Origin of the sequence: uncultured Algibacter sp. (genome assembly GCF_947495925.1) — a bacterium.
In the GTDB taxonomy this organism is placed as follows: Bacteria; Bacteroidota; Bacteroidia; order Flavobacteriales; family Flavobacteriaceae; genus Algibacter_E.
This window is the reverse complement of record NZ_CANMAU010000006.1, coordinates 109,528-127,661: the sequence shown is the minus strand read 5'-3', so window position 1 is coordinate 127,661 and position 18,134 is coordinate 109,528. Positions and strand designations below refer to the sequence as shown.

At 31.9% G+C, this 18,134-nt stretch carries 21 protein-coding genes and 1 tRNA gene; 11 read left to right on the top strand and 11 right to left on the bottom strand.

Features of this window, described 5'->3' with window-relative positions:
- Positions 1-105 precede the first annotated feature (105 nt).
- The 3 genes from Q0857_RS13470 to Q0857_RS13460 form a co-directional block, all read right to left on the bottom strand.
- Positions 106-609, bottom strand: a complete 504-nt coding sequence (locus Q0857_RS13470) for a DUF6702 family protein (protein ID WP_298536152.1) — start codon at positions 607-609, stop codon at positions 106-108.
- Positions 610-703: 94 nt separating this feature from the next.
- Positions 704-1,477, bottom strand: a complete 774-nt coding sequence (locus Q0857_RS13465) for a hypothetical protein (protein ID WP_298536150.1) — start codon at positions 1,475-1,477, stop codon at positions 704-706.
- A gap of 86 nt (positions 1,478-1,563) precedes the next feature.
- Positions 1,564-2,364 carry a carboxypeptidase-like regulatory domain-containing protein gene (locus Q0857_RS13460; protein WP_298536148.1) on the bottom strand — a complete coding sequence of 267 codons (801 nt, stop codon included), beginning with the start codon at positions 2,362-2,364 and terminating at the stop codon, positions 1,564-1,566.
- Positions 2,365-2,473: 109 nt separating this feature from the next.
- On the opposite strand from Q0857_RS13460, the gene pepE reads away from it, so the two are divergent.
- Positions 2,474-3,181 carry a dipeptidase PepE gene (pepE, locus tag Q0857_RS13455; protein WP_298536146.1) on the top strand — a complete coding sequence of 236 codons (708 nt, stop codon included), beginning with the start codon at positions 2,474-2,476 and terminating at the stop codon, positions 3,179-3,181.
- Positions 3,182-3,211: 30 nt separating this feature from the next.
- Here the strand turns inward: pepE and Q0857_RS13450 are convergent.
- A tRNA-Gly gene (locus tag Q0857_RS13450) sits at positions 3,212-3,284 on the bottom strand.
- A 48-nt stretch (positions 3,285-3,332) separates the two neighbouring features.
- On the bottom strand, positions 3,333-3,758 hold the full coding sequence (locus Q0857_RS13445; RefSeq protein ID WP_298536144.1) for a GNAT family N-acetyltransferase: 426 nt from the start codon (positions 3,756-3,758) through the stop codon (positions 3,333-3,335).
- A gap of 53 nt (positions 3,759-3,811) precedes the next feature.
- Here Q0857_RS13445 and Q0857_RS13440 point away from each other — a divergent pair, with 53 nt between their 5' ends.
- On the top strand, positions 3,812-4,285 hold the full coding sequence (locus Q0857_RS13440; protein WP_298536142.1) for a GNAT family N-acetyltransferase: 474 nt from the start codon (positions 3,812-3,814) through the stop codon (positions 4,283-4,285).
- Between the two features lie 141 nt (positions 4,286-4,426).
- On the opposite strand, the gene Q0857_RS13435 is transcribed toward Q0857_RS13440, so the two are convergent.
- On the bottom strand, positions 4,427-4,825 hold the full coding sequence (locus Q0857_RS13435) for an ankyrin repeat domain-containing protein (protein ID WP_298536140.1): 399 nt from the start codon (positions 4,823-4,825) through the stop codon (positions 4,427-4,429).
- A gap of 251 nt (positions 4,826-5,076) precedes the next feature.
- Between Q0857_RS13435 and gpmI the strand changes: the two genes are divergently transcribed.
- The 5 genes from gpmI to Q0857_RS13410 all read left to right on the top strand — a co-directional run bounded on the left by gpmI (position 5,077) and on the right by Q0857_RS13410 (position 9,207).
- Positions 5,077-6,594 carry a 2,3-bisphosphoglycerate-independent phosphoglycerate mutase gene (gene gpmI, locus Q0857_RS13430; protein ID WP_298536138.1) on the top strand — a complete coding sequence of 506 codons (1,518 nt, stop codon included), beginning with the start codon at positions 5,077-5,079 and terminating at the stop codon, positions 6,592-6,594.
- A gap of 132 nt (positions 6,595-6,726) precedes the next feature.
- Positions 6,727-7,134 (top strand): BT0820 family HAD-type phosphatase, encoded by a 408-nt coding sequence (locus Q0857_RS13425; protein ID WP_298536136.1) that lies wholly within the window; start codon positions 6,727-6,729, stop codon positions 7,132-7,134.
- Positions 7,135-7,226: 92 nt separating this feature from the next.
- Positions 7,227-8,045: a type I methionyl aminopeptidase gene (gene map / locus Q0857_RS13420; protein WP_298536134.1), complete on the top strand. Its 819-nt coding sequence runs from the start codon at positions 7,227-7,229 to the stop codon at positions 8,043-8,045.
- 5 nt (positions 8,046-8,050) lie between these two features.
- Positions 8,051-8,815 (top strand): class I SAM-dependent methyltransferase, encoded by a 765-nt coding sequence (locus Q0857_RS13415; RefSeq protein WP_298536132.1) that lies wholly within the window; start codon positions 8,051-8,053, stop codon positions 8,813-8,815.
- A gap of 17 nt (positions 8,816-8,832) precedes the next feature.
- A complete protein-coding gene (locus tag Q0857_RS13410; protein ID WP_298536131.1) occupies positions 8,833-9,207 on the top strand; it encodes a DUF423 domain-containing protein in 375 nt (124 codons plus the stop codon).
- On the opposite strand, the gene Q0857_RS13405 is transcribed toward Q0857_RS13410, so the two are convergent.
- Both Q0857_RS13405 and Q0857_RS13400 read right to left on the bottom strand, forming a co-directional pair.
- On the bottom strand, positions 9,204-10,184 hold the full coding sequence (locus Q0857_RS13405) for an FAD:protein FMN transferase (RefSeq protein WP_298536128.1): 981 nt from the start codon (positions 10,182-10,184) through the stop codon (positions 9,204-9,206). The genes Q0857_RS13410 and Q0857_RS13405 overlap by 4 nt on opposite strands.
- A gap of 55 nt (positions 10,185-10,239) precedes the next feature.
- A complete protein-coding gene (locus tag Q0857_RS13400; protein WP_298536126.1) occupies positions 10,240-10,617 on the bottom strand; it encodes a Na(+)-translocating NADH-quinone reductase subunit F in 378 nt (125 codons plus the stop codon).
- Between the two features lie 149 nt (positions 10,618-10,766).
- Here Q0857_RS13400 and Q0857_RS13395 point away from each other — a divergent pair, with 149 nt between their 5' ends.
- From Q0857_RS13395 to Q0857_RS13380, 4 genes are all read left to right on the top strand, one after another.
- Complete coding sequence (locus tag Q0857_RS13395; RefSeq protein ID WP_298536124.1) at positions 10,767-11,558, top strand: hypothetical protein; 792 nt, start codon at positions 10,767-10,769, stop codon at positions 11,556-11,558.
- Between the two features lie 10 nt (positions 11,559-11,568).
- The gene (locus Q0857_RS13390; RefSeq protein WP_298536122.1) at positions 11,569-12,324 is read left to right on the top strand and encodes a DUF6090 family protein; all 756 of its coding nucleotides are present in this window, start codon (positions 11,569-11,571) and stop codon (positions 12,322-12,324) included.
- A 2-nt stretch (positions 12,325-12,326) separates the two neighbouring features.
- Positions 12,327-13,100 (top strand): DUF6090 family protein, encoded by a 774-nt coding sequence (locus tag Q0857_RS13385; protein WP_298536120.1) that lies wholly within the window; start codon positions 12,327-12,329, stop codon positions 13,098-13,100.
- Between the two features lie 61 nt (positions 13,101-13,161).
- The gene (locus Q0857_RS13380; protein ID WP_298536118.1) at positions 13,162-13,614 is read left to right on the top strand and encodes a Na(+)-translocating NADH-quinone reductase subunit F; all 453 of its coding nucleotides are present in this window, start codon (positions 13,162-13,164) and stop codon (positions 13,612-13,614) included.
- A gap of 85 nt (positions 13,615-13,699) precedes the next feature.
- Here the strand turns inward: Q0857_RS13380 and fucP are convergent, their stop codons facing one another.
- The 3 genes from fucP to Q0857_RS13365 form a co-directional block, all read right to left on the bottom strand.
- Entirely contained in the window at positions 13,700-14,929 is a 1,230-nt protein-coding gene (gene fucP, locus Q0857_RS13375) for an L-fucose:H+ symporter permease (RefSeq protein WP_298536116.1), read from the bottom strand.
- Positions 14,930-14,968: 39 nt separating this feature from the next.
- Positions 14,969-16,705: a sodium/solute symporter gene (locus Q0857_RS13370; protein ID WP_298536114.1), complete on the bottom strand. Its 1,737-nt coding sequence runs from the start codon at positions 16,703-16,705 to the stop codon at positions 14,969-14,971.
- A 108-nt stretch (positions 16,706-16,813) separates the two neighbouring features.
- Positions 16,814-17,935, bottom strand: a complete 1,122-nt coding sequence (locus Q0857_RS13365) for an AraC family transcriptional regulator (RefSeq protein WP_298536112.1) — start codon at positions 17,933-17,935, stop codon at positions 16,814-16,816.
- Positions 17,936-18,134: the final 199 nt, after the last annotated feature.

Sequence of the window (18,134 nt, the reverse complement as noted above, 5' to 3'; positions counted from 1 at the left end):
ATTCTTTAATTTTCTTCGAAGAAATAATACTTTAAAGCTCTTTCTGTAACACATTAGTACAAAAAGTTCTCGAAAGTAATAAATTAAGCAGGCAATTAACTTAATTTAATCAAATTTTAACACCTCAATATCCTTTTGCGGAAACAAAATAAAACTATTCTGTTTTGCGTTTATTTTCGTTTTAACAATGTTTTGCTGGTCTTCAAAAACGTCAAACAAAACTTTATTACTTATTTCAAAAGTTTTAATATGCTTTATATTTTCAATTTCAAGATAACACTTAACAATATCAGCATCAAATTCTTTACCAATATATACAGGCCGAGCAACTTCATTATTTATTTTAATCCTTAATTTCTCTTTTAAATAACGTTCAATATATAAGTCTGCTGTCTTAGGCTCATCTTTGCCAGCAAGTACAATAGTTTCATCATATCGTTCCCTTAATAGTTTTTCAAAATCATCTATAAAAATTCTAGAGGTTATTTGAACGGATTGTTTACTTTCTATATAGTTAATTTGCGTTACACTTATATAATATTTGTGCACTCCAGTAAATGCAAGTAACGGAACTAACATTAAAAATAAAACAACTCTTAAAAACCTCACCGAACTAAATTTTAGCTAAAATAATTAAATAAGAATAACTTGTATTCGTCTTATTTCATCTTAATTAGAAACACTTTCAAAAAACATTCCAAAACTAGTTTTTATTCCGCTTTCTGTTTTCCATATACTGGACATATTTCTCTTCCATAAAAAGTAATACTTCTAAATCTGTTTTATTTTTGCATCTAATCATGAAATCTTTATCATCCATACAGAAATAAAAATAATCCATCTTAAAATCTTCTTCTAATGGATTTGAAATAAAAAAATCTGCAGACAAACGCACCTTAATACTTCTCATGAGTGCGTCCTTCCTCTCTATTTTAATATGCTCTTTGAGCTCTTTTGTTCTTCCCGTAATTGCGTTAATAATTGGATTTAGCGGTATAATCCCACTTCCAGAGGTTGCCTCATGTAATCTTCGTTCACTTTGTGTAGCTGGTTTTCCTTTATATCCTGGGATCCCAACATCGTAAAAATTTAAAGGTGCTTTACCCTCTGTTTGTCTAACATCGAATAACAAGTCTCCTGTTAATACTTTACCAACCAGAACTTCATCTAGCACATTTATTTGCTCTTCTAGATTGACAAAAAGTGTTTTTGATTGCAGTATTTCTTCTGAAATTATGACTTCTTTGGGTTTAAATTGAATTGAAGAAAACAATAAAGTATCATTTAATTTTGCAACAATTCTAAAATCCCCTTGTTTACCTGAGGTAGTAAAAAGCTGTGCCGTTTTATTAATAACATGAATATTTTCGGTATCCATATTCGCTTTACTTATCACCTTTCCACCTAATTCAATAGATTGTGCCACTGAAATTAGCGGAATAAGTAAAACTATAAAAAAGATAAACTTAAAATTCAAACCGTCACTTTATTTTATAAAGAACGTATTTCAAATCTTAAAGAAAAGGTAAATAGGTTTTAATGTTTTGTTAAACCAGTTAAGTCTTAGCTTTTGTTTTTTAGAAATTCTATGCTTTTCTTGTTTAGAAATTCTAAAAACTCCATTTCTTTTCCATAGTTAAGCAAAGCGTAGTCAAAATTATCACGTTCTACATATTGTATAAACTCTTGAACGCGATGCTCTGGAATATTAAAATTATCAACCAAGAATTCAGACCCAAAATAATATTTAATAGATTCAATAGGCACATCTGGAACACCTGCTTTTTTCTTGTTAGGAACCTCTGACCTAAATAGCGGCAGCAAGAGTTGGTCTACCACATTTACAATATTCAAACCATTTACCATATGCTGTTGCTGATAGTTCTGACCTAGGTTACTTACCTCTGTTTTTTCATCTATTTCAAAATCATACTCCGAACTATGTTTTACGCCAAAGTACAAGGCATCCAACTGTGGATTAAAGCTTTCGCTACCCTCTACATCGGCACCTAAATTACCTGACAATCCTTTTGTTCTAACAATTACTTCATCTAGCTTATTGATTTCTTCAATTAAAAACAGTTTCATTTTTTTTGAATCTATAATAGCTTCATTCACCGTAAACTTAATATTCTGATACTTCAAGGCACTAACCTCTATGATATCATTTTTTGTAACCTGCAATTTAAATGCACCGTTTTCATCGGTAATGGTTCCAGAATTTGAAGAAGTATTGAAAATAGTAATCCCAGAAATATCACTCCCTTCAACAATAATTTTCCCTATAACCTCAATACGTTTTGTATTTTGAGAAACTGCGGAAAATGACACTAATAGGGCAAAAAACAGGAATATCTTTTTCATAAAGTATTTTTATTTTGAAATTACCAATTTAATTTTTAATGTTAAAGTAAAACGAACTAAATTTTACTAAAATTAATTTTGTGTAGTTTTACAGTATAACTCGTTTTCTATGCGAAATATCATTATTGCAAGTACATCTACCATCCACAAAAGTGGTTACCTAGACTATATTATTGAAGAACTTGAGATGTTTTTTAAAGAGGCTAAAACCATTTTATTTATACCCTATGCCAGACCTAGTGGTATTTCTCATGATGATTATACTTTAAAAGCAAAACATGCCTTTGCAAAAATTGGCAAAAAGACAACAGGTATTCATGAGTATGAAAACCCTGCAGAGGCCATAAAAAACGCTGATGGTATTTTTACTGGAGGTGGAAATACATTTGTACTTACCTATCAGTTATACAAAAACGGTTTAATAGATGTTTTAAAAACCGCTGTTAATAATGGCACTCCTTATTTAGGTACAAGCGCTGGCAGTAATATTTGCGGACTGACTATTAAAACTACGAATGATATGCCAATTGTTTACCCGCCAAGTTTTAATGCCTTGGGGCTTGTCCCTTTTAATATTAACCCACATTATTTGGATCCCGATACATCAAGTACTCATATGGGAGAAACTAGAGAAACCAGAATTAAAGAGTTTCACTACTATAATACACAACCTGTAATTGGACTTAGAGAAAGGAGTTGGTTAGAAGTAAAAGGGGAATCAATTGTTTTAAAAGGAACATTGCCGGCAAGGGTTTTTGAATACAGCAAAACACCTTATGAAATAAAACCCGAAACGGACTTAAGCTTATTAAAATAAAAAAAGCTCCATATATCTATGAAGCTTTTGAGCGAGAGACCGGGTTCGAACCGGCGACATTCAGCTTGGAAGGCTGACGCTCTACCAACTGAGCTACTCTCGCATTCGGGTGCAAATATATACAAACCGTCGCATCATTTGCAAGAAAAAATCACAACTTTTTCAAAAAATGATAGCCTAATATTTTAAAATTCTCATTAAAATAAAATTTATGAGAAGAAGCATTTGTTACATAGGTATTTAACTCTACTGCCTCGCAACCTTTACTCACAGCATAATTATAAATCCAATTAAAAAATTGCTTCCCTAAGCCTTTACTTCTATAACTTTCATCAATAAAAACATGGTCTGGTTCTACACTTCTTCCAGAATAATGTCTTGTGCAAAACCACAAACCACAAATACCAATTAACTTTTCAGAATCATAAATTCCTGCGCATTCATAATTTTGACTAAACATTTCAACAAATCGTTCAGTCAAAACAGAATTACTAACCTGGTGTCCATTTAACTTCTGTACAAGCGGAATAATATCCTTAATACTTTCCTTTTCAACTATCTTAAAAACAATATTCATTACTATTTTACAGTGTGATGGTTAATTTGTTATGAGAAATTTATAAGTTTGATTTGAACCTTTTAAAATCTATAAACATCAATTCGCATAATTATTTTATAAAATTAATCAATTCTGAAGAAACATATAAGGTAAGACATCCTATTTTGAGATCTGGAAAACCAATTGAATCTTGTGCTTTTGAAGGCGACGATCATAAAACTACGCTTCATTTAGGTCTTTATTTTAAAGACGAAATTGTTGGTGTTTGTTCTTTCTTAAAGAATAAACATGTTAACATTAACCAGGAATCTCAATATCAGTTAAGGGGTATGGCTGTTCTGGAGAACTTTCAAAGGACAGGAATAGGCTATGAACTTTTAAACTACGCTGAAAATTTACTCAAAGCAAAAAACACAAATACCATTTGGTGTAATGCCAGAGAAGTAGCCCTACATTTCTATAAAAAAAATGGCTATACCATCTTTGGGCTCCCATTCAATATTGGAGATATTGGATTGCACTATACCATGTATAAAAATCTGTAGCCCCGTATTAAGGCTTCTATTTAAGACACCGAATACCAAATAAACTGAACCCCAAAAGGTGCCCAAAAAATAAAAAGCCTTGAAAACCAAGGCTTTTAAACTGAGCGACTAACTCGAAATAATTATATATTATTTAAATAATTATTTTTTCTTTTTCTTCGCTGTAGCTTCTTTAATAATAGCTAAAGCATCAGTGGCTCCGTGTAATTCTGCATAATCTTCAGCAGTCATTTTTTTATCGGAGCGTGCTTTCAAATTAGCACCTTCTGAAATTAATAAATTTAATATTTCAACTCTGTTAAATTTAGCAGCATACATTGCTGGAGTCATTCCATTTGAACGTTCATTAACATCAGCTCCCCTGGTTATAAGCTTTTGAACAGTTTCCAAATCGCCTTTTGCAATAGAAACACAAAATGAGTTTACTTTAAAATAAGCTTCAACACTATAATTTTTAATAGTTGGGTTGTCTGTTTTTGCATTTACTGTTACAATAGAAAAGCATAACGCGATTGCGGAAATAACGATTGTTTTTTTCATGATGAAAGAATTTAAGTTTGATTAATGATTTACGTTTTTTGATATAATAAAGAGACGATTTTATTTTTAAACTGTTACACTAAAAACTATATATAACACATTTTTAACTTTTGATTCACAAATAATTAACGAAAACGTTTTCTTTAAAAAAGTAATTAAAAGCCCTTAAAAATTAGGGTTTTTGAACCGTTTTTGTATTAACCTTTACCTCAAACTTTCATATCTTTGCCTGCATAAAATTTTAACATAAAATGAATAAAAAAGTTATCTTAATGATTCTTGATGGGTGGGGAAATTCTCCAGATCCAAAAGTTTCAGCAATCGATCATGCCAAAACTCCCTTTATAGATTCACTCTATAAAAAATATCCATTTGCAACCTTGAGAACCGATGGTTTGCATGTTGGTTTACCTGAAGGACAGATGGGGAATAGTGAAGTTGGCCATATGAATTTGGGTGCAGGTCGAATTGTATATCAAGATTTAGTAAAAGTTAATTTAGCTGTTGAAAACAAAACATTAAATGACGAAAAAGTGCTTGTTGACGCTTTTGACTATGCAAAAACAAACAATAAAGATGTTCATTTTTTAGGTTTATTAAGTGACGGTGGTGTGCATTCGCACATTAATCATATTAAAGGTTTAGTTGATGCGGCTAATGATTTTGGTTTAGAAAACACATACGTTCATGGGTTTACTGATGGGCGAGATGTTGATCCTAAATCTGGCGCAGGTTTTATTAAAGATTTAGAATCTCATATTAAAAATACTAATACTGAAATAGCATCGATATCTGGACGGTATTATGCCATGGATAGAGATAAACGTTGGGAACGTGTAAAATTAGTATATGATGCTTTAGTAAATGGTACTGGTGAAAAAACTAAAAATATCATTGAAAATGTTGAAGCTAATTATACTAACGATGTTACTGATGAGTTTATCAAACCGATTATAGCAGTTGATGATAATAATGAACCTAAAGCCAAAATTAAAAATGGTGATGTTATTATTTTCTTCAACTTCAGAACAGATCGAGGTAGAGAATTAACAGAAGTACTTTCTCAAGTTGATTTCCCTGAATATGATATGAAAAAATTGGATTTGCATTATGTAACACTAACTAACTATAATGACAAATACAAAAATGTTAATGTTATTTTCAATAAAGAAAACCTAACGGAAACTTTAGGAGAAGTTTTAGAAAAAAATAACAAAAAACAAATTCGAATTGCTGAAACCGAAAAGTATCCGCACGTTACTTTCTTTTTCTCAGGAGGAAGAGAAGCAGAATTTGAAGGGGAAATACGTTTATTAAGAAATTCACCTAAGGTAGCAACCTATGATTTGAAACCAGAAATGAGTGCTTATGAATTACGTGATGCTTTAGTTCCAGAACTTGAAAAAGGCGATGTGGATTTTGTTTGTCTTAATTTTGCAAATGGTGATATGGTCGGTCATACCGGAGTTATGGAAGCTGCCATTAAAGCCTGTGAAGCAGTTGATGAATGCGTGAAAGATGTTATAGGTACGGCCTTAGATAATGGCTACACCACGCTCTTAATCGCAGATCATGGAAACTGCGAAACCATGATTAATCCTGATGGGACACCTAATACAGCTCATACCACTAATCCAGTTCCCGTTATTTTAATTGATAATGAATTAAAGGAAATTAAAGATGGTATTTTAGGAGATATGGCTCCAACCATTTTAAAGCTTATGAATGTGCCTCAACCTGAAGCTATGACAAGACATGCTTTAGTTTAAATTATATAATCCCTAATAAAAAAACCTGTATTCTAAATACAGGTTTTTTTATTTATCAAGACTGGTTTTGTAAATACTAAAAGATCGAAATTTATTGTATTTTTGTAACAAACCCTATTCTATTAATAACATATGAAATTTAGCCTAGATACACTTATAATAGCCGTAGATTTTGATGGTACTATTGTAGAAGATGCCTATCCTAAGGTAGGAAAACCTATGATTTTTGCTTTTGAGACTCTAAAAAAGTTACAAGAAGATGGGCACCGTCTTATACTATGGACATATAGGTGTGGAGATAGGTTAGACGAAGCCGTTGAGTTCTGTAAAGACAATGGTATTATTTTCTATGCAGTAAATAATAGCTTTTCAGAAGAAAAATATGACAACTCCATAAGTAGAAAGATTAATGCAGATATATTTATAGATGATAGAAATATTGGTGGTTTTCCAGGTTGGGGCGTTGTATATCAAGAATTAACAAATTCTACCCCTCCTATTCCTCAGAAAAAGAAGGGTTTCTTCGATTTGTTTAAATAAAAACAAGCGTTTTTTTTCGAATAATCTTATTTTTTATTAGTCCATATTCAATTTGACTTTTTAAGTATCTTTGCATTCCTATATTTACGATTATGATTATTGTTAAAACAAGAGAAGAAATTGAGTTAATGCGAGCTAGTGCACTAATAGTATCTAAAACTTTAGGGGAATTAGCGAAAGCAATAAAACCCGGAGTTACGACACTTCAATTAGATAAAATTGCAGAAGAATGTGTTAGAGACCATGGTGCTATCCCAGGCTTTTTAGGGTTATACGATTTCCCTAACACCCTATGTATGAGCCCCAATTCTCAGGTGGTTCATGGTATCCCCAATGGGGACCCATTAAAAGAAGGCGATATTGTATCAATTGATTGTGGTGCTTTAAAAGATGGCTTTTACGGTGATCATGCCTATACATTTGCAGTAGGTGAAATTGATCCTGAAACTGAAAAATTACTTCAAGTCACAAAGGAATCTTTATATGTAGGTATTAGAGAATTCAAAGCTAATAATAGAGTTGGCGATGTAGGCTATGCTATTCAAAAATACTGTGAAAATCACGGTTATGGTGTGGTTCGTGAATTAGTTGGTCATGGATTAGGACAAAAAATGCACGAAGACCCTGAAATGCCAAATTATGGTAAACGTGGTAGAGGGAAAAAATTCATTGAAGGTATGGTTGTGGCTATCGAGCCTATGATTAATATGGGCACGCACCGCATTAAGCAGCATAGAGATGGTTGGACTATAACCACATTAGACAATAAACCATCTGCTCATTTTGAGCATGATGTAGCTCTAATAGATGGTAAGCCAGAATTGCTATCGACCTTTGCTTATATCTATGAAGCCTTAGGCATTGAAAGTAATGAAGAAGCAGAATTTCGTCAAAATGCATTAGTGATTTAGTTTGAATGAAGCGACTTTTCAAACTATTACTAAATAGTATCCCAAGACCTTTATTGATTAGGCTAAGCTATGTTATTCGACCTGTACTATCATTTTTTTTAAAGGGTAACAAATTTACGGACCCTATCGACAATAAAAGCTTTAAAACCTTTTTGCCTTACGGCTATGGTAGTCAACGCAACAACGTTTTATCCCCATCTACATTATCCTTAGAACGCCACAGACTACTTTGGTTATATCTAAAAAATGAAACATCTTTTTTTACAGATCATTTAAAAGTATTACACTTTGCCCCTGAGCAGGCATTCTATAAGCGATTTAAAAAGATGACTAATTTAGATTATGTGACTACCGATTTAAATTCACCATTGGCTGATGTGAAGGCTGATATTTGCAATCTTCCTTTTGAAGACAATGAATTTGATGTGATTCTATGCAATCATGTCCTTGAACATATTCCAGACGATTCGAAGGCCATGCAAGAACTATATCGCGTACTGAAAACTGGAGGTATGGGCATATTCCAAATCCCACAAGATTTAAAGCGAGCGACCACTTTTGAAGACGATAGCATAACGAATAAAAAAGAACGCGCTGAAATATTTGGTCAGTACGATCATGTTCGTGTTTACGGTAGGGACTATTTTGATAAACTAAGACATATTGGTTTTAAAGTTGAAGAAGTAGATCATACTGCATCGCTCTCTAATTCTGAAATCGAAAAATATTGTTTAGCTCCAGATGAAGTAATACCAGTTGTTAGTAAGTAATTTAACGTTAAACTAATATGACTCAGGAAGTAATCATTTCAACGGCTGCTATATTTGGATTCCTATCTGTAATATTTGGTGCATTTGGAGCCCATGCCTTAAAGAAACTATTATCACCAGAACAATTAAAAAGTTTTGAAGTAGGTGTTAGATATCAAATGTTTCACGCCATTGTCATATTGGTATTAGCCTTTAATTCAGGATTAACCAAACCTGCTGTATACTGGTGTTTTACTATAGGAATACTTTTATTTTCTTTTAGTATTTATGGCCTGGTATTATCTGATGCCTTAAACAAAAAATTACGTTTTTTAGGACCTGTTACGCCAATTGGCGGTTTATTACTGGCAACTGGATGGTTTTTATTACTTCTTAGTACCTTGATAAATTAATTCTCAGGAAAATTATTCAAAGCCAGCGTTTCCAGTTCTTTGTTTTCGTTCTCAAAAATCAAGAACACTTTCAATTCAGGATTCGACTTTAAAAACACTTTTACTTTATCAATTCCCATGGCTTTAAAAGCGGTAGCATAAGCATCGGCTGTCATACAATTCTCGGCAAGAACAGAGATACTTAATAAACTTGTTTTACTGGGGTAGCCCGTACCTGTATCTATAATATGAGCATACCGATTACCTTGCTCATCCGTTTTAAACTTTCTGTACGTCCCTGAGGTAGCCATAGCTTGATCTTTTAACGTAATAGCTTTTAGAATAGATTGAGTTCCATCAAAATTAGGGTTCTCCACGCCCACTTTCCAATTTGCCTGCTTCTCCTTATTCTGACCTTTAGCTCGTATCTCACCACCTATTTCAACTAAATAATTAGTTATGTTTTTAGATTCCAAATATTCACCTATAACATCAACGCCATAGCCTTTTGCTATAGCATTAAAATCTAAAAATGTGGCATCAGGTTTTATAATTGTATTCCGACTCCGCTTTACTTTGTCTAGACCTACCGACAACATCAAACTATCAATCTTCAAGCTATCTAAATTAACAATCTTTCCTTCTGGTCCAAAATCCCATGCGTTTACAACGGCTCCAATAGTAGGATCAAAAACACCTTCAGTGCTTTTATAAATTTCTTTTGAAGCTTCAAAAACTTTTACAAAATGAGCATCAACCTTATTGGACTCGTTTCTATTCAGTTTTGAAATATCGGAATTTGTTTGATAGGTTGACATAGAGTTATTCACCACATAAAATAAACTATCAAACTGCTCATGGTAATCATGATTAGAATCATAAATAATAGAATAACTGGTTCCAAAAACAGTGCCTGTAAGTTTAGTGTTTTTAACCTCCTGTTTTTTACAAGACGCTAAACAAATGCCTAAAAATAATACGAGTAAGTATTTGTACATGGTGATTGGTTTAATTCAATTTTGAGATTATTCTGTGTTCAACTAGAAAAATTTCCTAATTTAAATGGGTATCTAAAACTTGTATCCCGTTATATTCTAACAAATAATCCTTATTTAAATATATAGGTTCCTTTTCACCATCAACACTTCCTATTCCTACCCCAGCATAAAGTACTTTAGCATCTTTATCTCTCGCATGCTTTTTGAAAGATTCCATCCAAACCACATCATAATTATTGGGGTTTTCAGGTAAAATAACAGCTCGCACAATTACAAAAAAGTACTGTTTATTCTTATCAATACAGACAAACTGCGGATGCTTTTTCAATTTGCTATTAACCGCAATAAACTCAAAGCCACGTTCTTCTAAATCTTCACCAACATGGTTCATGGCTAGGTTATGTAATTCTTGAGGGGTAAGGGCTTTACTCATTTTACAAATTTAACACATAAATATAATCTTGTGAAATTTGTTTACCTTTAAAATCAATCTGGTTTTGTAACAAAAAGATCGAAACAAATACAGATAGTTAACCAACCCAACCTATCCTGCGCTTACGTACTTGCTATTTTAGTTAGTATATGATTAATTTTTTTAGACGTATTCGTCAAAGACTTCTCTCTGAAAAGAAGTTTTCTAAATACCTTTTATATGCCCTAGGTGAGATTCTTTTGGTTATGGTAGGTATTTTATTGGCGCTTGAAGTAAACCAGTGGAACGAAGAAAAGAATGACCAGCGTATTGAAAACACAGCACTTTTAAATTTAAAAGCAGAGTTTATAACCAACCAAGAACATTTTAACATCCTGTATGATATAAAATTTAAAAATGAAAAAAAATATCGCAGCTATTTAAATATTATTGGCAACGACACCATCCCCTTTGATATTAAGGTAAAAGCCTCCCCTGCTAATTTAATGGATGGGTATTGGCATCCAACAAACGAAGCCTTAAAAAGTTTAATGAACACTGGCTATCTTGATAAGATTAAAAATGATTCACTTAAAACCCTACTAATAAATTGGACTAAAAACACCACCATGATGTCTCATTTTGAAGAACGAGTTTATCTTGCATATCACAACCAAAAGACCTATTTGAATGAGCATGTTTATCAATCCGTTGTAAAAGAAAGAAGGTATACGAACGACATATGGCCAGGAGCTAGTCTACCAAAAAATATACAAGAAAAAAAAGATAAGATTTGGTCTTCTTTAATTGACGATATTGCATTTTTTAATGTTTTCAGCACCACATTATTAGAGCTATATCATTTAAATACGTTTTCAAACCATGTGAAAAGTGATTTAGAAACTATCACTAGATTGATAGATGAAGAGTTAAAAATCAGAAAAGTAATTGAGAAAAACTAAAATAAGGTTCATGATAAAATTCTTTAGAAACATTCGTAAAAAACTTTTAAAAGAAGGCAATACAACTAAATACTTCAAATATGCTATTGGTGAAATTGTGTTGGTTGTTATTGGTATTTTGATTGCACTTCAAATTAACAATTGGAATGAGAATCGTATTGAAAGAGTAGAAGAAAAACAGCTTCTTACTAATTTAAAAAGTGAAATGATTGGCAACCAAGAACGCTTGGAAGAAATGATCAAATTTCATGAGCACATAAATACTCTTATGGTGGAATTTTCTACATATTTTGGCCCTGAACAAGAACCTATTGAAATTGAAAAATTTGAAAGCTATATCAGTTCTTTATTATGGACACCCTATTATAGTCCACAAAAAGGTGTTTTTAATTCAATAATATCTTCTGCTAAACTAGGCCTTATAAAAAAGGATATATTGAGTTTTAAAATCTCAAGCATCACAAGTTTGGAAACGGCTTATAATAGTATTCTAGATCATTTAAGTACATTATCATCAGACCATTTCGCCACCCATATTATTGACAAGTATCCTTTAATTAATATGAGAACTGGGGAGTTAACTGCCCATAAAAGAAGTGCGTTTCCTTTAGATCAAAAAAAAATTTTACAAAGTGTAGAATTTGAAACTTTGTCGAATTTAAAACGCCTTAATACAAGTGAAGCAATAATTCAAGCAAAAGAACTTCACCAAGCTCAGGATGAAATTATTAATTTAATTGATGTAGAATTAAAACGATTTGAATAGGTATGATTAAATTCTTTAGAATCATCCGTAAACAATTATTATCCGAAGGAAAAACCTCCAAATACCTTAAATATGCCATTGGTGAAATTGTATTGGTTGTTATTGGTATTCTCTTAGCACTTCAAATTAATAATTGGAATGAAAATCGAAAAAAACAGAAATTAAAAGATGTTTACATAAATGCTTTAGTTCATGATTTAAAACAAGACACTTTAGATTTAGGCTTATCTATACGTAGAATGAAATCTGACTTAAAGGTTTTAAAACAGTTTAATTTAAGAATTTCAAAAAAGAATGCGACCATAGATACTCTAAAGCATATAGCTCGATTTGAATATAGTCCTTATTTCTATCCAGATAATAGCGTAAATAACAATACCTATACAACGTTAACATCCACTGGAAATATGGATTTATTAGACCCATGGCTTAGTGACGCGCTTTTAGTTCTAAACAATAATCAAGAGCAAAGCATTAAAATAATTGACGTAAATATTAATCTGCACCTTTCTGCATTGGCAAATTATATACAGAAATATAACCCAATAAAAGGAAAACCCTTCTTAATGGGAACAGATTTATTTGAATCCTATGGACCTTTAGATGACTACATTTGGGACAATGCTAATGACATTGATCTTATCTCAGAATTTACGGGAATATTAACATCGAAAGGATCTATGGAACAAATTATTATTTGGAGAAGAGAAAATTTATTAAAAGAAACTAGTAAATTATTAGATACCATTAATGCTGTATATAAAACGAAAGAGTAACGTCTTGAAATATTTTATTTACCTAAAAGTCATTCTTTTTTCTTATCTTAAAATAAAAATCATGAAAACTTCGAAACGTTTAGAATTAGCAGTTCAAAAACTCTATATTGCTTTTCATAACAACACATTATATCCGGAGTGTTGCAAACAATGTGCCGTTGGAAATATTTTAGACCATACCGATAGCTGGAAATACTTATCTGACCATCACGGTAGTATAGAGTTAAATTATATTGGAAGAGTTCATCAAACTTTAGGACGAAAATTTAATGGCTATTCACCACAAGAATTACTAAAAATAGAGCATGTCTTTTTAAAAGCATGTGGTTTTCTTGTACCACTTCATTATAAAAACGATAAACCAAAAAATGCATTAAATAAGGATCAATTGTTTAATGGTTTATGTGAAGTTATTGAATTACTTTGCCAATTTGATGGCATTAAAAATGTCATGTCGCATAAGAATATAATCAGGCATAAAAGACAACCGGAAAATTTAGTTTTAGTTAGTTGAGTTCATATAAAAACCCAGCCGTTTTAGGTTGGTTTTTTTTATTGCTGTTAGAATTTTATCCTCCTAAGTCATCTAATATGACCTCTTAATCTTTAGTTGTGGCGCCAAATAAAGCAACAACTAAAAAACAAACTGCAGGAACAATGAAGGATACGTTGATATTAGTGGCATCTGAGATTAGCCCCTGTAACATTGGAAATAAAGCACAACCCAAAATAGCCATTATAGCACCCGCACTACCAATTTTAATATTTTGTCCCAAACCTTTAACCGCTAAACCAAATATTGTTGGAAACATTAGTGATAAGCAAAATGAAACACTAACTAATGCGTATACTCCAATATAACTATGATTAAAAATTACAATAACAGTAAGCAACATACCTAGAATAGCCGCTATCAACAACAAATATCGTGCTTTAAAAAACTTCATTAAAAAAGTAAACAGAAACCTTGAGCAGGCAAAAAGAATTAATCCTATCAAATAAAAGTTTGCTGCTTTGTCTTCATTTAAATCTAATTCAATCATTGTATAACGAATGGTAAAAGACCATGTTCCCAATTGAGCTCCACAATAGAAAAAAAGAGTAATAACACCCCATATATAATGTGGCGTTTGAAATAGTTCCTTTATCGAAGTCCTTAAGTTTATATTAGGACTAGTATTTAAAACATTCGGCATTTTTGTAAACCTAATAATAGCCCATAATAGTATCAAAACCATGGCCACACCTACGTAAGGCATCATTACAGCATGTAATTCATTTGATTGAATATTTTTCAATTCTTCTATAGGCATTCGCATTCTTTCTGCTTCATTTGCAGGGTTTAAATGCGACAGAATAAATATTTTACTTAGAACAACTCCTGTAATTGATCCAATGGGGTTAAAAGATTGTGCCAAATTTAAGCGGTAAGTCCCTGTTTCTTCCGGTCCCATAGCTATAATATATGGGTTTGCAGCAGTTTCCAAAATGGCCAAACCACTTGCTAAAATGAACCATGAAAACAAAAAGTGTGAATAGTACATTGTTAAGCTAGCGGGGTAAAATAACAGAGACCCTAAAGCAAAGAGTCCAAGACCTAATAAAATTCCTGATTTATAACTAAACTTACTTATAAACAGTGATGCTGGAATAGCTAAACAAAAATACGCTCCGTAAAAAGCTACTTGTATGAGTGAAGACTGAAAATCGGTCATGCTCATGATACGTTTAAAAGCAGAGAGCAATGTATCTGTCATATTATTAGCTATCCCCCACAAGAAAAACTGACTGGTTACCAAAATAAATGGAAGTATATATTGTTTTTTCATAATTACACCTATAAAGAATTAATTGTCATTTTATACTTTTTAACCTAGGAAAGTATAAATACTAATTAAGACTGTTAGAACAATTAACGCCATAATGTTGAATGATTTCTCAGTTTGAAATAATGATGAACCTATACTAATAGCTTTCTTTGATGATTGTTTACTAGTAAAGACAAAATACAGACAAACTAAAGTCATTACTAATATCAAAACGCCCAGCCATTTAGAAAGCATTATATCTCCCATAAATATTCTTAAACTAAAAGGAATAGCAATTAAAATCATGGTTGCTAGAATAATGAAACCAGGCAGTGTATGTGGCTTTTTTCCATCTATATCTATTTTGTCCATTTGGGACAACACCACAATTAATGTGGATAAGGTTACAAACGAAATAGTCATTCTATAGAAAAAGGGCAATTCGGTCATTAGAAACAGTCCTACTGATAATGGCACACAAAGTAAAGCACACCAGAAAGCCCCTTTAGCGCTTGTTGGTTTCCAAAACAAACCAAAAAGTATAGCTACAAAAATCCCAGGGCTTACAAAACCGGTAAATTCCTGAATAAACAAAAACGCTTGGCTTAACTCAATTTTATTTAATAAAGGTGCTGTTAACATCCCTATTACCAATGCTCCAGCTGCGGTAAGTTTACCTACTTTTACAAGATGTTTTTCAGTAGCACTTCTATTAAAAATTGGTTTATATAAGTCCAACGTTGTAATAGTTGAAACACTATTAACTAAAGAACTAATAGAACTTCCTATTGCTGCCACTAAAGCTGCAAAAACTAGCCCTTTTATTCCAACAGGCACCAATTCACTTAAAACCCACGGGAACGCTTCATCTGGCATACCTACATTGGCATTTAAGGCAAAAGCTGCCATACCTGGTACTACCGCTATAAGAGGCATTAATAATTTTACTAAAGCTGCAGAAGCTATACCTTTTTGAGCTTCTTTAATGTTTTTTGCAGCTAGGGCTCTTTGAATGATAAATTGATTGCCTCCCCAATAATAAAGATTGGCAATCCACATCCCGCCAACTAGAACACTTATCCCGGGTACATTGTTATAGAACGGGTGTTCTTTGTCCAATATCATATCGAAACGTTCAGGAGCAAAATCATACAAATTAATAGCTCCGCTGATAACATTACCTTTTCCCAATGCAGAAAGTGCTACGCCTGCCGCAATTAATCCACCCAATAGAAGTACCACGGCCTGAATAACATCGGTCCATACAACTGCCTTAAGGCCTCCAAAAATCGAGAAACTGGCTGAATAAATAACCAACCCTAAAACACCAATCAATAATGGCAAACCTGTAAGGTTAGCAATGGCTAATCCTCCTAGGTAAAAAATAGAAGTAATATTTACAAATACATATAATACAACAAGAATAAAACTAAAACAGATCCGAACTCTATTATCAAATCTCTTTTCTAAAAATTGGGGTATGGAATAAATATTTTTATCAATAAAAACTGGTAATAGAAATTTTGCTACAAGAACAAGTGTTAACGCAGACATTAATTCGTATCCACCAATAGCCAGCCCTATGGCATAGCCAGAACCATTAGTTCCTAAAATTTGTTCAGCAGATATATTAGAGGCTATTAAGGAACCGCCAACTATCCACCATGGCAGAGATTTGCTTGCCATAAAATAGTCTGATACATTTTTTTCCTTGGCCCTGGACATCCAGATACCATAGCCCATAATTCCTAAAAGATAAGCAAATAATATTATAAGATCAATTTTTGATAAAAGCATTTTTTTCTGAAATTGTGATAATTCCCAAATATATGTGCCGATTTGTCCATCAAAAAATTAAGAGTAGCTGAAGTTGTTTGAATAACAAAAAAAAACGTTCGGATTAATTTAAACGAACGTTTTTTTTTGCTGAAAATGTATTCTTCTATATTGTGAAGGGGTATTTCCCGTAATTTTTTTGAAAGCTGTATTAAAAGTAGTTTTTGAATTAAAGCCAGATTCAGTTGCCAACACCATAAGTTTATATCCCTTATATTTCTCTAAGCCCATTAGCCTAATGATTTCTTTAACACGATAACCATTTATAAAATCATAAAAATTAGTATTTAAATGCCCAATTAACACCTCAGAAACAATACTTTCAGAAGTTTTTACCGCTTTTCCCAAATCTTTTAGTTGAAGCTTTTGGTTTTTGTAGAGCTCAAGTTCAATCATAGCTTTCAGTAACTTTTCCTTCACATCTAGTAGAATATCTTCGTCCGTTTTATATATTCGGACAGTATTCTGTTTAGTTATATGTTTTTGGCTATCTAAGCCAATAAGCTTTCTGTATGAGATTATTAATCCTAAGGTCGTTACAATAGTTAAATAGAATTCCTCAGGATAAGAAATAATTATATTTGGCTCAATATGTAAATTGTTCAATAGTTCCAAAACAGATAAAATAGTAACTACTAAAAGTGTAACATATAAAAAATAAATATCCTTGGTAAAGTTTAAAGATTGCTTTTTCACCAATAAAACCCCAAACGCCAACACATAGATTTGCACTGAAACTGATACGATTTTAATAACCCAATATTCTATGTAAGGGAACAAATAATCTGTGTAAAAATATAAGTCTCTCGTACTTAAATCGCCTAAAAGTATCCAATAAGATTTAAAAATAAAGTAGCTAAATGCAACGAGAAAGCAAGTAGTTAGAAAACGAGTCACTTTCTTTATAACTATATTTTTGATTTCGTATGTAATAACAATTAGCTTAAAAAGTGCTAAAGATGAGAACACCTTCCATGGTAAATAAGGCAATGTGAAATTTGAAGAATAATTAAACAGCCAATAAAGTCCTTTATAATTAAATAAATCTAACGCAATGGAAAGAATAAAAAGACCATACCATAAAGATCTTTTATTTTTAGAATAAGCTAATAATAGAATAAAGAGCAAAAAAATATTAAGAAGACCAAAATAATTGTAGTACTCAAATATCTGTATTATTATTTTATCCATTTGCACTTAAGAGAAGTTATTTGTAGGCTCTAAAATAGCATAAATATTTAATTAGAGACTACTATTAAAATTCATAGAACTTGCAATAAGAAACAACTTAATACTTATAAGAGAAATACTCCCAGTCTAAATGAAATACTATTTACAAAGAACTACTAGAATAGTAAAAACTAAGAACCCAGCATATAATGCTGGGTTC